Below are 15983 nucleotides of genomic sequence, written 5' to 3'. Positions count from 1 at the left end.
TTTATTATTACACCTCAGGGAGTTTTTACAATTAATTTTGTGATGTATAATAAGAAAAAAACGCTTTTCCTCCTCTTCCTGATCGTTGTCCCATTTTGGCTTTCCGCCCAGACAGTTATTGATACTGCAGCAGCTGATACTGCAAAAGTACTCAAGGGTGTCACGATAAAAGCGAAGCCTTTCCAGGAAGTCATCCCAGTCCAAAGCCTTTCCGGAAAACAATTAGAAAACTTGTCCAGTCATACGGTTGCTGATGCGCTTCGGTATTTTGCCGGAGTTCAAATTAAAGATTATGGTGGACTTGGCGGTTTAAAAACGGTGGATGTTCGCAATATGGGGACGCACCATGTGGGTGTTTTTTATGATGGCATCCAGCTGGGTAATGCGCAGAATGGCGTGACGGATTTAGGGAAGTATTCCCTGGACGATATGGAAGCTTTAACCTTGTACAATGGACAAAAGAGTGAGATCTTCCAGTCGGCCAGGGATTTCGCTGCTGCTTCTGCCATTTACATGAGAACAAAACGACCGGTTTTTGAGAAGAATAGAAGCTCAAATCTATTGCTGCGCTATAAAACCATGTCGATCAATTATCATGATCCTTCTTTTAGGTGGGAACAGCGGTTAACAGATAAGGTGAGCATGAGCCTCAGCTCTGAGTACATCAAATCCAACGGTCAATATCAATTCCGTTATAAAAGAAATAACCAGGATGGAACGCTGGCTTACGATACTACAGCGATCCGCAGGAACAGTGACATTCAGGCCTTAAGAATTGAGACCGGACTTTATGGAAAACTGAATAATGGTTCCTGGGATGCCAAAGTTTATTATTATGATTCCAGAAGGGGCGCACCGGGAGCTATTGTAGAAAACAAGTTCGCAGATGGATTCCGACAAAATGATAAGAATTTTTTCGCTCAGGCTTTTCTTGTAAAACAGCTGAGTTCAAAATATAAATTCCAGGTCAGGGTAAAGTATGCCGACGATCGTACGCATTATCTGGCCAGAGATACGACCAGCCTATTGGGGGAAACCGTAACTGAGGGGGCACAATCAGACGATAGTTACCACCAGCAGGAGCTGTACTTTTCGGCAGTAAACATGTACAGTATATTACCTGACTGGGATATCTCGCTGGCTACAGATTTACAGTACAACAGGCTGGACGCCATCAGAAAAGGAATCCAGACACAATTTTCCTATCCTCAGCGCTATACAGCATTGGTTTCCCTGGCCAGTTCATTCAAAGTTGGAGAATTTAAAGTGATGGGCAATGTATTGGGCACGCATGTGAAAGAAGAAGTGCGTTACAATGCAAAGGCACCTGATAAAACAGAATTTACACCTGCATTATTTTTAGGGTATAAACCATTTAAAGCCTATGATTTCAATTTAAGGGCATTTGCCAAGCGCATCTTCAGGATGCCGACTTTTAATGATTTGTATTATACGATGGTGGGTTCCAGTACTTTGAAGCCTGAATATATGAATCAGTATGATGTCGGTTTTACCTATAATCTGCCGGTAGGAAAAGGGTTTTTAGACAAGTTTTCACTTCAGGCGGATGCTTATTATACCCATACAAAAGACAAAATCCTGGCGGCACCTACAGGGAATTTATTCCGTTGGATGATGACGAATATGGGTCAGGTGCGGGGAAAAGGAATTGCGTCTGTGGTCAATATAGCCGGACATCTGAACCAATTAAACCTGTCGGCAAACCTGGCTTATACTTATGCTGAAAGCAGGGATTACACGAAATTTGCAGGTCTGGAATTGTCTTCTTATGGCGATCAGATCCCTTATACACCTTGGCATAGTGGATCCGCTATTCTAAACGCCGGTTATGAATCCTGGAATTTCAACTACAGTTTTGTCTATGTAGGCAAGCGATACAATGGGAATGTGAACAACATTAAGGTGAATGAAGTACAGCCCTGGTATACCCATGATTTATCTGTTCAAAAAGGCTTTACAGTTAATCATTATAAAATAAAGGGAACAGTAGAACTGAATAATGTGCTCAATCAGCAGTACGAGGTGGTCTACAATTATCCTATGCCGGGGCGGACGTTAAAATTTATAATCAGTATGGAGCTATGAAAAAAGGAACTGCAAAATTAGTATGGAGTTTATTTATAGTCCTGACTTTTCTTTCCTGCCGGAAGGAGGAGACGATATTCCTATCATCGATTAAAAACGTGGCTCAGCCAAGGGTTGAAGGTAATATAGAAGGTTTTTATCTGCTGAATGAGGGGAATATGGGGATGAACAGGGCAAGTATAGATCTGTTCAATTATCGAACAGGAAATTATACTACTGATATTTATTCAGAACGTAATCCTACTGTGGTCAAAGAGCTGGGAGATGTGGGCAACGACATCAAGATCTATGGCAACAAAGTTTATGCGGTAATCAACTGCTCTAACAAGGTGGAAGTCATCGACAAATGGACTGCCAAACGCATCAAGAAAATAGACATTCCAAATTGCAGGTATGTTACCTTTTACAAGGGAAAGGCTTATGTGAGCTCTTATTCAGGGCCGGTAGCGATTGATCCTAATGCTGAGCTGGGCTTTGTTGCAGAGATTGATACGGCCACTTTGGAAATCAAAAGAAAGGTAACTGTGGGGTATCAGCCGGAGCAGATGGTGGTTAGCAATGGGAAACTTTATGTGGCAAATTCCGGGGGGTATAGAGTGCCAAATTACGACAGAACCGTATCTGTAATAGACCTGGAAACCTTTCGGGAAATAAAAAAGATAGATGTAGGCATCAACCTCTACAGTATGCAGGTCGACAGCAGGGGAGATATTTATGTCAGCTCAAGAGGCGATTATTACAGCACTCCATCCAACCTTTTCGTGATTGACACCAATACAGATGAGAAAAAAATGCAGTTGGACATTCCGGTTTTAGGAATGTGCCTGGTGGATGATGCCCTTTATTTCTATAGTGTTGCCTGGAGTTACCTGACCAATAGCAATAAAATCACTTATGGCATACTGGATACCAGGACTAAAAAAATCATCAGTGATCAAATCATTACCGATGGCACCGATAAAAAAATCATGATTCCTTATGGGCTTCAGGTAAACCTGGAGACAAAAGAGATCTATATCACTGATGCACAGAATTATGTCGTTACTGGCTATATCTATTGCTTTACGCCTGATGGCAAATTAAAATGGAAAACCACTGCGGGGAATATACCTGCGCATTTTGCCTTTATCTATAAAAATTAAATGATTAAAAATATGTATGACAAATCTTTAACGTATTTCCGCTCCATATTGCTACTGCTCTCGGCGGTTTTATTGCTGCATTGTTCCAAGAAAAACAATACTGAACCTGAGGGAGGGAGGATTGAAAATAATGAATACAGCGTCAGCAGGTCGACAATTGTTTCGATCGCTCCTTATGTAGGGGGTGCTGCAGGTTCAACTTATAGCTGGACAGTCAGCACTGCGCCATCAGACAATTATTCTTTGTCCAATACCGAAGCAAAAGACGCCTTATTTGCCGCTGCAGAAGTTGGCACCTATGAACTCGCCGTATTGATCAATGACAAGGGCAATGTGCACACACAAAAGGTGAAAGTATATGTCACTAAAGAAGCGAAGGAATACAAAACTTTTATCGATAAAGTATTTGAATTTAAACCTGCTCCCGGACAGTTTATCAATGACTTGCCGGCCGCTAATGATGGAGAAACCACGGACCGGATTTTAAGCAGGGCCAATTCTTACCTGACCAAGAAAAACGGCGACCTGATCTCGCTTGGCGCATTCGGCGGATACATTGTTTTCGGATTCGACCACACCATTTTAAATGTAAAAGGGAAACGTGATTTCAGGGTATTGGGCAATGCTTTCTGGGCAGAAGCAAATCCTAATCCAGATGTGACCATGCGTGGTGGCAGCAGTGAAGCAGGCGTGATCATGGTTTCTTATGATGCCAATAAAAACGGATTGCCTGATGATGAATGGTATGAAATAGAAGGAGCGGGCCATAAGATGGAAAAAACCATCCGCAACTATGAAATTACCTATCACAGGCCAGATCCAAATAAAAAGCCGGTTCCAGGTGGCGGTACAGGAAGTGTTCTCTTTACAGATATGGAATATATATACTGGAAAGACAACCAGGGTAAGGACGGTTATCTGGTACAGAATAATGCCTTCAACCATTCTTTAGACTACTGGCCAAAATGGCTGAAAGATCAGGCTAAGATCACTTTTAAAGGGACCAGATTGCCTGATAATGCGGTTGATGAAAGTGGTACCGGCAGTTATTTCGTGCAGTATGCCTTTCTGTATGGCTATGCGGATAATGCACCTAACAACGACGATGATTCTGCGATAGATATTGATTGGGCAATCGATAAAAACGGAAACAAAGTAAAGCTTCCAGGAATCAACTTTGTGAAGATTTATAACGGTCTGAACCAACAGGCAGGATGGCTGGGCGAAACTTCTACAGAAGTGATGGGTGCCACAGATTTACACCTTTTAGGGGAGAATATCCTGACCAGGAAAGAAACCAAATAGTGAACTAAACTAAAATGTTAAAATAAATTATGAAGAATAACTTTACTCATTTGTTGTTACTCGCATGCGTATTTGCGGGATGCAGTAAAAATGATGTGAAACCGGAGGAGGTTTTAAATCCAAAAGACATTACGCTTCAGGAAAAATATGAGGTAAATACATTTACGGTATTGAACATTTCCGCTGATGCCAATACTGCCAACCCAGCTTACGAGTGGGTGATGACAAAAAATCCAGTGAACCAGGTTACAGATTCTATCGTTGGAAAAACCAAAGACCTACGATTTATCGCGGTATATCCTGGTACCTATGAATTGAGTTTAAATGTGGTTTCTGGCGGTAAAAAAGGCCTGAAGAAAACAACCATTAACGTGATCAATGAGGCCAAAAACTACAATCCTTATGTGACCAGTATTTTTGACTTCAACCCTGCACCGGGAATGTTTGCCAATGATTTGTATGTGGCAGGCAATGTAAAGGCAGATGTAGTGCGCAGAGCATTGGGCAGGATAAATGAAACCAGTGTGGGTTATGCCTTGGATTTAGGTGGATTTGGAGGTTCGATTGTCATCGGATTTGACCATACGGTGGTGAATGTTGCTGGACAAAAAGATTTCAGGGTTTATGGAGGTGATTTAAGCGATAGATTGGATCCGCCAGCACCTGGATTGATCTATGTGGCTTATGATAAAAATAAAAACGGTCAGCCTGATGAAGATGAATGGTATGAAATTATCGGAAGTCAGCATGTAAAAGAAAATACCATTAAGAATTTTAAGGTTACTTATCATAAAAAAGCAGCAGGATTACCGGTAGTGGTGGCTGGTCCTAACGATCCTTTTACCGATCGTGAGCACATCTTCTGCGAAAACAATCAAGCGGAAACTTACTATCTGTCAAGAGCTAAGACCAGAAAAGACTATTTTCCACTTTGGGCTACTCAGAATACCGCTGTTTTTGAAGGTATGAAGTTAAATGTGAGTTTTGGGCCTGCACGTGCAGGACAGACTACCCTTTGGAATTTTACAGCACCGCAATGGGGCTATGTGAATTCGGTAGATCCTGATATTGACATCGACTGGGCAGTGGATAAAAACGGAAACAAGGCAAATCTTCCGGGTGTAGATTTTATCAAAGTGGTCAACTGTGTGTCTGAGCCTATGGGCCTTTGTCAGCAGCAATCTGCTATGGCGACTAAATTCTCTGGAGCCGGAGACCTTCACCTATTAAAAAAGTACAATTTAAGATAAGTATAGAAGATGAAAAAATATATCAAACATATCCTGTGTATTTCGGCTTTTGGAGCGCTATATTCCTGCAGTAAAGATGTGGTAAAGCCAGAGGCAATTAATGATCCTGAACAGACTATTGCCATCAAATTAGCCGCAGATTTTGCCGTAGCCAGGTATAATGTGGTCCTGATCGATCCTGAAGTGACCATTGAAAATAGCAATGGCCTAGTTCCGCAATATAAATGGACGGTAAAAGTAACGGGTAAGGACGGGGTAGTTAAGGATTCTGTGATCTGCGATACCAAGACTTTACAGTTTATTGCACCAACGGCGAATAATTATGCGGTAAATTTTACGGTAACATCAGGTAAAGTGACGAAGCAGGCTGCTACGAAAGTTAAGGTTTCAGAAACGAATAAAACGTACAATTCAAAGGCATTATTACTGGTAGATTTTTTCCCTGCTCCAGGATTTAGTAATGATGGTCTGGAATTTACGGACAAATCAGCAGTTTTATCAGAAATGCAATTGAATCTTGATAATGGAGATGCGATTACTCTAGGAACTTTTGGAGGTTATGTAGTGACTAAATTTGATCACACGGTGATCAATGCTTATGCTGCACGTGATTTTATAGTGCAGATGAGTAAGACTAATAACAATATTAAATTTTCTCCTGCGGGCATATTTGTGGCCTATGATGCGAATAAAAATGGTATTGCCGATGAGAATGAATGGTATGAGATCGCTGGTAGTGAATACCATAAATCTACTACCGTCAAAAATTATGAAATGACTTATTACAAACCAGATCCGGTTAAACCTGCTGTAGCGGGAAAGGCTGCATGGGAGTTTGATACGAGCTATCTTAAGTATACCGACAATAAAAACGGATCAGGTGCCATTACGAAGACTACAAAGTTTAGACGATGGAATTATTACCCGCAGTGGCTTGGGGATTCGTATACTTTGAAAGGAACGAAAGTGTATGTGCCGGTTAAAGATGTAAGTGATGGCGCAGGCACCAGCTTTAACGTAGCTACTTTCGACTGGGGTTATGGCGGGATTAAGGATTCATCAATCGACATCAGCTGGGCTGTGGATGCGAACGGTAAAAAAGTTCATTTACCAGGCATCGATTTTGTAAAAGTATATGTTCCTACAATGGGTGCTGTCGGTGCTTTAGATTTGCTGACCTGCAACTATGAAGAAACGAGAGATTTAAATTTTTATAAGTAAGTCATTAATATTGAACCATACTGGAGCCTATACATTGGAATACCTGGACTGGTCTGATTCAGTAATGATAGGGATAAGTGGCGGATGGAAAATGGCAGGGTGCAGATCAATAATAACAGAAATTAAAATGACGATAGCGGAAAAGATCAATAAATCGGAAACACATGTTTTTAAAGTTGTGTTTCCTGATACGACCAACCACCACAATACGATGTTTGGCGGACGTATATTAATGATGATGACTGAAACTGCCTTCATGACGGCGACGCGATTTAGCCGGAAAAACTTTGTATTGGTGAGCAGTGGTCAGATCGATTTCAGCAAACCCATTCCTGCCGGTACGCTGGTAGAATTGGTTGGACGGGTTCAACGAATCGGGAATACCAGTATTACGATTCAGGTGGAGGTTTATTTGGAAAAAATGAGCGAAGAGTTCAGGGAAAAAGTAGTGAGCGGCGCTTTTACTTTAGTCGCCATTGGAGAGGATCAGCAACCAGTTCCAATCCGTTAAAGAATACTGAACCAGGTAAACGTTAGGTTGGTGTTATTTAACTAAATAACAGTCGATTAAGTCGGTTTTGTTGATTGACGGCCAGTTGTCATAGAACTTACAGCCCGGTTTTTATACCGGGCTGTAAGTTTAAAAATTAATATTATAAGAGTTCTTGATCTCTGCCATGGCGAAGGTACTGTGCGTACTTCCTATACTTTTAACAGATCCCAATTTGTTAAAAACAAAATCCTGGTAATGCTTCATATCTCTTGCATAGACTTTTAATATAAAGTCATAATCCCCAGAGATATTATAACACTCTACCACTTCATCAATCTTTAGAATGTCTTCTACAAAGCGGTGACCTATCTTTCTATCGTGCTGTTTGAGTTTGATGTTGCAGAAAACAATAAAGCCCTGGTTGAATTTCTCCGCATCCAATACTGCAATATATTTTTTAATAAACCCTGTACTTTCCAGCCTTTTTATGCGCTCAAAAACTGGTGAGGTGGAGAGGTTTACCTTAGCGGCGAGCTCTTTTACCGTGTAATTTGAGTTGTCGCCTAATATCTTTAGTAGCAGTAAATCTGTTTCATCCAATTCTTCCATAGCATATTTTCCCTTTAGGACAGTAAAAATAGTAACTAAAAAGGATATTATGCTTTAAAGTTTCTACAAAAAAGCTGATTATGCTTATTTAATGGGAGTTATAAAGATATATAATCTTCGTATGTACATTTGTTTAGCATTTAGTCCCGCTGCGGGCCTGAATGCTAAACAATAGTTCTTTTCTATACTTTATCTACCGGAAAAGGTTTTCGATGAAAATCGGAATTAAAAGGGAACCGTGTTAAAATCACGGACTGTCGCGCAACTGTAAGTAACCAAAAAGTTTCTGCCAAAATAGGTCCACTGTCTTCTAAAGAGATGGGAAGGGCGGCTGAAATGTTATAAGTCAGGAGACCTACCCATTCTGGAAAGACAATGCTTTCGCGAATTAAAGTAAATGATCTGATGATTTTTTAAGACTGGCCATCAGCCGGTTTGGAGGACACAGTATGCCCTTTTTTTGTGAAGCATTTTGAAGTCTGGCAAAAGCAATTTAAAAGTTTTTCTAATTAAATCTTTTTAAGAAATGTTAACACAAAACCTCGGCTACCCGCGAATTGGTAACCAAAGACAACTAAAAAAAGCCTCTGAACAATATTGGGCAGGTAAAATAGGTAAGGATGAACTGAATGCGGTGGCCCGCAAGATCAAGGAAGAAAATTGGCAGACCCAATTGGATGCTGGAATTGACCTGATCCCTTGCAATGATTTTAGCTTTTATGATCAGGTATTGGATACCAGCTTATTGTTGGGCGTAATCCCTCAGCGCTATTCGCCGGTACTTTCGCAAGTGAAATCAAACCAAGAAATTGACCTTTATTTTGCGATGGCTCGTGGTTATCAAAAAGATGGATTGGACATCACCGCCATGGAAATGACCAAATGGCTGGACACCAATTACCATTATATCGTACCTGAATTTACCGCCAATCAGGAGTTCAGAATTTTTAATGAGCATATTTTTAGCGAATACCATACGGCAAAACAGCAGCTTGGCGAAAAAGCTAAACCTGTACTTTTAGGTCCGGTAAGTTACCTTTTGCAGGGTAAAGAAAAAGAACAGGGATTTGAGCGCATCGACCTGATTAAAAAATTAGTGCCGGTATATGTCGACATCATCAATCGCCTGAGGCAGCAGGGTGCGAAATGGATTCAGCTGGATGAGCCTTGCCTGGTACTTGACCTTTCGAAAAAAGAGAAAGAAGCATTTGATTATGCTTATCGCGCGATTTCAAACCGTGTGAGCGGTATTAAAATCGTAGTAGCTACGTATTTTGATGCCTTGTTAGACAATACACAGCTGGCAGTAAGCCTTCCTGTTGCTGCGTTGCACATTGATCTGGTACGTGCTCCGGAACAGCTGGAGGAAGTACTGGCCTTGATTCCTGATGGACTTCAACTTTCCCTGGGTGTGGTAGATGGCCGTAACGTATGGAAAAATGATTATAATAAATCATTGGCCCTGATCTATAAAGCGGTGGAGAAATTGGGGGAGGATAGGGTCATTATTTCAGCTTCCTGCTCATTGCTGCACAGTCCAATTGACCTGGATCTGGAAACTGCTATCGATCCTGAAATCAAGAACTGGATGGCTTTTGCCAAACAGAAATTGACTGAAGTCGCAGAATTGAAACAGATTGCCGCAGGAGATGAGGACTTATTGAGCACTAATCAGGCAGCGATTGAAAGCAGAAGATCTTCGCAAAAAGTGCACAAACAAGCTGTTAAAGACCGCGTTGCTGGGATCACTGAAGCTGATGCCACACGTATAAGTGCTTTCCCTGTACGCCAGAAATTGCACAATGATCGCTTCCAATTGCCTTTCTTCCCTACAACTACCATTGGTTCCTTTCCGCAGACTGACGACATTAGACAATTGCGTGCAAGGTTTAAAAAGGGTGATTTAACACTTGAACAGTATGAAACCGCGATTGAACAAGCCACTGTAGAGACCATCCGCTGGCAGGAAGAAATTGGCCTGGATGTGTTGGTACATGGCGAATTTGAGCGTAATGACATGGTGGAATATTTCGGCGAGCAGCTGGATGGCTTCCTGTTTACTAAAAATGGCTGGGTACAGAGTTATGGCAGTCGCTGCGTTAAGCCGCCTGTAATTTATGGTGATGTAAGCCGCCCAGGAAACATGACGGTACGCTGGAGCGAATTTGCTGCTGCGCAAACCGATAAACCAATGAAAGGGATGCTGACTGGCCCGGTCACCATTTTGCAATGGTCATTCGTGCGTGACGATCAGCCTAGAGATGTGACGACCAACCAGATTGCTTTTGCCATCCGTGATGAAGTGGTCGCGCTTGAAAAAGCAGGTATCGGAATTGTTCAGATTGATGAAGCAGCGATTCGTGAAGGATTGCCATTAAGAAAAGCCAGACACCCGCATTACCTGGACTGGGCAGTGAAAGCTTTCCGCATCACTGCAAGCGGTGTACAGGATCAAACGCAGATCCATACGCACATGTGCTATAGCGAGTTCAATAACATCATTGAACACATTGCAGCTATGGATGCTGATGTGATCACCATTGAGACTTCGCGTTCACAAATGGAGCTATTAGCAGCCTTTGCCAACTTTGAATATCCAAATGAGATTGGCCCAGGGGTATATGATATCCATTCTCCACGAGTACCAAGTACAGAAGAAATGGCTTCCCTGTTGGCAAAAGCAGCAGATTTGCTGCCAGCGCGCAACCTTTGGGTAAACCCGGATTGCGGACTTAAAACACGTAAATGGCCGGAAACTAAAGCTGCATTGATCAATATGGTAGCCGCCGCTAAACAGGCGAGGGTACAGATCAGTGTAGAAAGTGTACTTTAATTCATAGCACTACGGGCGTTAAAGCCCGTAGTATTTTTACCTACTCCATCCGATAGTTAAACCGGGTTATATTATTTTAATGAAAGCAACAATAGAAAGAGATGAACTGATTTTTAAGCTGATCTCTGAAGAACAGGAACGTCAGGAAAATGGAATTGAATTGATCGCTTCCGAAAACTTTGTCAGCATACAGGTGATGGAAGCTGCAGGCTCTGCACTGACCAATAAATACGCGGAGGGCTTGCCTGGAAAGCGTTATTATGGTGGTTGTGAAGTGGTAGATGAGATTGAAAAGATAGCCATTGCCAGAGCAAAAGAATTGTTTGGTGCCGAATGGGTAAACGTTCAGCCACATTCAGGAGCGCAGGCAAATGCTGCGGTTTTTCTGGCCTTGCTGCAGCCTGGAGATAAGATCCTTGGTTTTGACCTTTCCCATGGTGGACACCTGACGCATGGTTCTCCGGTAAACTTTTCAGGAAAGATCTATCAGCCGTTTTTTTATGGTGTAGACCGCGAAACGGGCTTGATCGATTATCAGCAATTGAAGGAAGTAGCCTTGAGAGAAAAGCCAAAAGTAATCATCTGTGGAGCTTCGGCCTATTCCAGAGATTGGGATTATCAATTTATAAGGGCAGTTGCCGATGAGATTGCTGCATTGGTGGTTGCTGATATTTCACATCCTGCGGGTCTTATTGCCAGAGGTTTATTGGCCAATCCTTTGCCGCATTGCCACGTAGTAACCACTACCACGCATAAGACATTAAGAGGGCCTAGAGGTGGACTGATTATGATGGCTAAGGATTTTGACAATCCATTTGGCCAGAAAACACCAAAAGGTGAACTTAAAAAGATGTCGGCATTGCTGGATATGGCGGTATTTCCTGGTACACAGGGCGGGCCATTGGAGCACATCATCGCCGCAAAAGCAATCGCCTTTGGGGAAGCGCTCAGCGATACTTATCTGAACTATATTATTCAGGTGAAAAAGAATGCTGCGGTCATGGCACAGGCCTTTGTGAACCTGGATTATAAAATCATATCGGGTGGGACAGACAACCATCTGATGCTGATTGATTTGAGAAATAAAAATATTAGTGGCAAAGCTGCCGAAAATGCCTTAGGCGCAGCAGGGATCACGGTGAATAAAAACATGGTGCCTTTCGATGATAAATCGCCATTTGTGACCTCAGGAATCAGAATTGGCACTGCTGCCATCACGACCCGTGGGTTAAAAGAAAACCATATGGAAGAGATTGTAGCCCTAATTGATAAAGTAATTAACCATCCGGAAGATGAAGTTGGACTAAAGAAAGTACGTGAGCAGGTAGAACGGATGATGGAAGAAAACCCATTATATAAATCATAACGTTCGTTATTAATGTTCTTAAATAAAATCAAATCCGGAGCATCCGGAATTTTAACCTACGGAATTACCCCTCCAAAATCAGAGACTACAGCGGAGCGAATTGCAGAAATCGCGGAAAAGACGATTGCCAGATTAATCCCTTTGGATATTGATGCCTTAATTGTGTACGATGTCCAGGATGAATCTGCCCGTACCTGTGAAGAAAGGCCATTTCCTTTTTTGAAAGCTCATGATCCTTTTAGTTTTGCAGCAGGCTATCTTCAGCAGCTTGATCTTCCTAAGATTATCTATCGCCCTGCGGGGAAATTTTCTGGAGAAGAGCTGTCGGATTGGCTGGAAGACCTTCATCGGCATGATTTCTACCCGGTTTTTGTGGGGGTACCCGCACCAGATTTCCCGGTTAAAATCAGTTTGCCGGAGGCTTATGGGATTTGGAATAAATATAACTACACTTCTGTTATGGGAGCGGTCACCATTCCTGAAAGGCATGAGGTATTAAAGGACGAAGACCAACGGATTCTGGACAAGGCCAGCTGTGGGGTGAGCTATTTTATCTCGCAATGTGTGTTTGATGTCAGTTATGCGAAAAAAGTGGTAGAAGACCTCTGCAGGACTTGTCTGGAGCAGCAAAAGACTGCACCCACCATCATTTTTACGCTGACTGCCTGCGGATCTACTAAAACCTTGTGTTTTATGGAATGGCTGGGGATTCACATTCCGGCTTCACTAAAGGAAGAGCTTAAGCTTGCGGATAATATGCTGGAAAGATCAGTGAATGTCTGCCTGGATATTGCCGCTGAACTTACTGCATTTTGTGCGGAACGCTGTGTCCCTTTCGGATTCAATATTGAAAGTGTAGCGATCCGAAAAGACGAGATTGAAGCATCGATCTTTATGGTCAATGAAATTGCAGAAATGCTGCAGAAGAAAGGAATCAGAAGGATGGAGCCGGTTTTGTCAGACAGAAACGATTAAGTTGATTCCATACCCTCCACACTAAAAATCCCCACCTCAACGGACTTACCTCGGAGCAAAATCATCCCTATAGCTTCTGTTTTCAGTTGATGGTGCGGATCTAAGGAGGCTAAAGCATATTCTGAGATTAGAAAGTTTTTATGGTAGTCATTGCAGACGCTTTGAATTCTTGCCGCTGTATTTAAGGTGTCGCCGTGATAAGCGATGTCTCTTTTGATGTCGCCAATCTCTACAGCGGTCACTTTCCCCATGTGTAGACCTGCTTTGAAATGCGGTAAAACTCCATAATTGGAAAGGTAATAATCGGCATTGTCTTGAAACTGTTTTTCACAGCCAAAAAAGAAGCGAATGCAGGAGAGGTCTCTCTCTCCATCAGCTACCCTCCAGGTGACGACAATTTCATCTCCTACATATTGGTAAACGTCTGCATTGAAAGATAAAAGAATCTTGTTGATGTCTAAAAAACTATCTCTGATAAATGAACTGTATTTGAAGTGTCCCAGCTTTTCTGCGATAGCCGTGGAGGATTTTAAGTCCATAAACATGAAAATCCGTTCTTCTTCTTTTGGCGTTTTATACTTGCCAAGCAATAGTGGAATCAATACACCGGGGCCATATTTCCTGTTCACCTGGTTGATAAAACTGAAGATGAGTGTCATGAAGAAATAGTAGATCACCAGGATAAAGAAGATGTACTCCCATGATTTATCTTTGACCATAAAGTTGGGCGCATATAGGCTTGGATCTACAAATAGATCAAAGAAAATGCGCTTGATGAAAACCAGCATCGAGACAATCAGTACGAGGGACAGGATGGATTTGATCAAAATTATCCTGCCCATAGATTGTCTTTCCTGGATGTTCTTATCCAGATAATGATCGGTTAAGCCAAGGATCACCCCATAAAGAAATCCGAAAAGTACCGCCAGTATTAAGGTGGTGCCCAGTCCACCAGGCCTATGGATCTGATAAGTTTCACTGATGGACAGTGACTGTAAATGCATGAGCACACACAGAAAAACATTGGCAATGATCCAGAAGTTAATTTGTATGCCCAGATAACTTAAGACTGGAAACTTAGCGGTGAATTTTCGTGCAGAACTGGTATAATCCCATTTTTTGGACATCTTATTTAACGCTTTTTTTTGGAGTTTTGGTTGGCATTCATCCGGGTAAATAAAAACGTCTGCAAGATAATACAATCTGGGGGGCTTTTACCATTCAGTAGTGTTTTTGATGCCCAATTCTTTGGCATTAAATACCGGATCTTTACCTGCTTTACGCTGCTGCTGATAGTCTTTAAAAGCGATCATAGCTGGTTTTCTCAGTAAAAGTATGGCCACAACATTTAACCAGGCCATCACACCTACACCAATATCGCCCAATGTCCAGGCTGCTTCTGCAGTTTTAATAGATCCATAAAATGTAGCCACAAGAATCAATATACGCAAGGTCCATACAGCCCATTTCCGACCTTTTTTGTCCAGGTAACTTAAGTTAGTTTCTGCGATATAATAATAGGCCATGATGGTGGTAAAGGCGAAAAATAAAAGGGAGATCGCGACAAATCCAGAGCCTAAACTAGGGAAATGCGCATTTACTGCATGCTGGGTATATTCAGCGCCAATTTTGGCTCCTGGTAAGTTTTCTACGATAAAGCCGCCATCAGGATTGATCACGTTGTATTTTCCGGTAAAGAGGATCATGAAAGCAGTTGCGGTACAAACAAACAGGGTATCTACATATACAGAAAAAGCTTGTACCAGACCTTGTTTCACCGGGTGACTTACTTCTGCTGCTGCGGCTGCATGCGGTGCAGTTCCCTGACCAGCCTCATTGGAGTAAATCCCTCGTTTTACGCCCCAGGCGATAGCCATCCCAAATACACCGGCAAAGGCAGGTTCAAGTTTAAATGCGGATTTTACAATCAGCATCATCACTGATGGAATCTCTTGAATGTGCATGGCCATGATCACAATCGCCATTAAAATATAGGCACCAGCCATAAAAGGGACGACAATTTCTGCTACTTTCCCAATTCGCTTTACACCACCAAAAATGATCAGGCCCAATAATACCGCAACGCCGATACCAGTATAAGCAACAGGTACATCAAAGGCATTGTTGATACTCAGGGCGATGCTATTGCTTTGAACACCTGGTAAAAATAAGGCGGTACTCAATATGGTTGCTACAGCAAAGATGGTGGCATACCATTTTACCCCTAATCCTTTTTCAATATAGAAAGCAGGGCCTCCACGGTATTGTCCGTTATTTACCTGTTTATAGATCTGACCTAATGTGGCTTCAATAAAAGCGGATGCACTGCCTAAGAAAGCAATCAGCCACATCCAAAACACGGCACCAGGACCTCCCATAGCAATGGCAGTGGCCACTCCGGCGATATTTCCAGTTCCTATACGACCGGAAATAGCGATGGCAAAGGCCTGGAAAGAACTCACACCTTTATCGGAACTGCTGCCTCCAAAAAGGAGTGCAATCATTTCTTTCAGGTAGCGGAGCTGTACAAAACGGGTGACTACTGAAAAATAAATACCTGCTCCCATACATAGGAGAATAAGGGCGTTTGACCAGATCAGGTCGTTTATTTGATTGATGATTTGTTCCATTCGGACGTAAAATAACGGTTTTTTTTAAAGTATGCGGGTATCTTTTCAATTAC

The 15983-nt window shown here is 42.2% G+C and carries 12 protein-coding genes and 1 riboswitch; of the genes, 9 read left to right on the top strand and 3 right to left on the bottom strand.

Annotated elements, in window-relative coordinates; genetic code table 11:
• The first annotated feature begins 42 nt into the window (after nucleotides 1–42).
• The 6 genes from AQ505_RS15950 to AQ505_RS15925 all read left to right on the top strand — a co-directional run bounded on the left by AQ505_RS15950 (nucleotide 43) and on the right by AQ505_RS15925 (nucleotide 7535).
• Nucleotides 43–2106 (top strand): TonB-dependent receptor, encoded by a 2064-nt coding sequence (locus AQ505_RS15950; protein ID WP_062549089.1) that lies wholly within the window; start codon nucleotides 43–45, stop codon nucleotides 2104–2106.
• A complete protein-coding gene (locus AQ505_RS15945) occupies nucleotides 2103–3248 on the top strand; it encodes a YncE family protein (RefSeq protein WP_062549088.1) in 1146 nt (381 codons plus the stop codon). The genes AQ505_RS15950 and AQ505_RS15945 overlap by 4 nt, the downstream gene beginning before the upstream one ends.
• A 12-nt stretch (nucleotides 3249–3260) precedes the next feature.
• Complete coding sequence (locus AQ505_RS15940) at nucleotides 3261–4553, top strand: hypothetical protein (RefSeq protein ID WP_082461848.1); 1293 nt, start codon at nucleotides 3261–3263, stop codon at nucleotides 4551–4553.
• Between the two features lie 29 nt (nucleotides 4554–4582).
• Entirely contained in the window at nucleotides 4583–5803 is a 1221-nt protein-coding gene (locus tag AQ505_RS15935) for a hypothetical protein (protein ID WP_157262415.1), read from the top strand.
• A 9-nt stretch (nucleotides 5804–5812) separates the two neighbouring features.
• Entirely contained in the window at nucleotides 5813–7024 is a 1212-nt protein-coding gene (locus AQ505_RS15930; protein WP_062549085.1) for a hypothetical protein, read from the top strand.
• A 127-nt stretch (nucleotides 7025–7151) separates the two neighbouring features.
• Entirely contained in the window at nucleotides 7152–7535 is a 384-nt protein-coding gene (locus AQ505_RS15925; protein WP_062551066.1) for an acyl-CoA thioesterase, read from the top strand.
• Nucleotides 7536–7664: 129 nt separating this feature from the next.
• On the opposite strand, the gene AQ505_RS15920 is transcribed toward AQ505_RS15925, so the two are convergent.
• Nucleotides 7665–8126, bottom strand: coding sequence for an Lrp/AsnC family transcriptional regulator (locus AQ505_RS15920; protein WP_062549084.1), 462 nt, complete (start codon nucleotides 8124–8126; stop codon nucleotides 7665–7667).
• A 186-nt stretch (nucleotides 8127–8312) separates the two neighbouring features.
• A riboswitch (cobalamin riboswitch) is annotated at nucleotides 8313–8503 on the top strand.
• A 149-nt stretch (nucleotides 8504–8652) separates the two neighbouring features.
• Here AQ505_RS15920 and metE point away from each other — a divergent pair.
• From metE to AQ505_RS15905, 3 genes are all read left to right on the top strand, one after another.
• Nucleotides 8653–10959, top strand: coding sequence for a 5-methyltetrahydropteroyltriglutamate--homocysteine S-methyltransferase (gene metE, locus AQ505_RS15915; RefSeq protein ID WP_062549083.1), 2307 nt, complete (start codon nucleotides 8653–8655; stop codon nucleotides 10957–10959).
• A 91-nt stretch (nucleotides 10960–11050) separates the two neighbouring features.
• Nucleotides 11051–12325 (top strand): serine hydroxymethyltransferase, encoded by a 1275-nt coding sequence (gene glyA, locus AQ505_RS15910; RefSeq protein ID WP_062551065.1) that lies wholly within the window; start codon nucleotides 11051–11053, stop codon nucleotides 12323–12325.
• 12 nt (nucleotides 12326–12337) lie between these two features.
• Nucleotides 12338–13300 (top strand): methylenetetrahydrofolate reductase, encoded by a 963-nt coding sequence (locus tag AQ505_RS15905; RefSeq protein ID WP_062549082.1) that lies wholly within the window; start codon nucleotides 12338–12340, stop codon nucleotides 13298–13300.
• Here AQ505_RS15905 and AQ505_RS15900 read toward each other — a convergent pair.
• On the bottom strand, nucleotides 13297–14427 hold the full coding sequence (locus tag AQ505_RS15900; protein ID WP_062549081.1) for an adenylate/guanylate cyclase domain-containing protein: 1131 nt from the start codon (nucleotides 14425–14427) through the stop codon (nucleotides 13297–13299). The genes AQ505_RS15905 and AQ505_RS15900 overlap by 4 nt on opposite strands.
• Before the next feature lie 87 nt (nucleotides 14428–14514).
• Complete coding sequence (locus AQ505_RS15895) at nucleotides 14515–15930, bottom strand: alanine/glycine:cation symporter family protein (RefSeq protein ID WP_062549080.1); 1416 nt, start codon at nucleotides 15928–15930, stop codon at nucleotides 14515–14517.
• Nucleotides 15931–15983 lie beyond the last annotated feature (53 nt).

Origin of the sequence: Pedobacter sp. PACM 27299 (assembly GCF_001412655.1) — a bacterium.
Taxonomy (GTDB): domain Bacteria; phylum Bacteroidota; class Bacteroidia; order Sphingobacteriales; family Sphingobacteriaceae; genus Pedobacter.
This window is presented reverse-complemented; position numbering and strand designations above follow the sequence as displayed.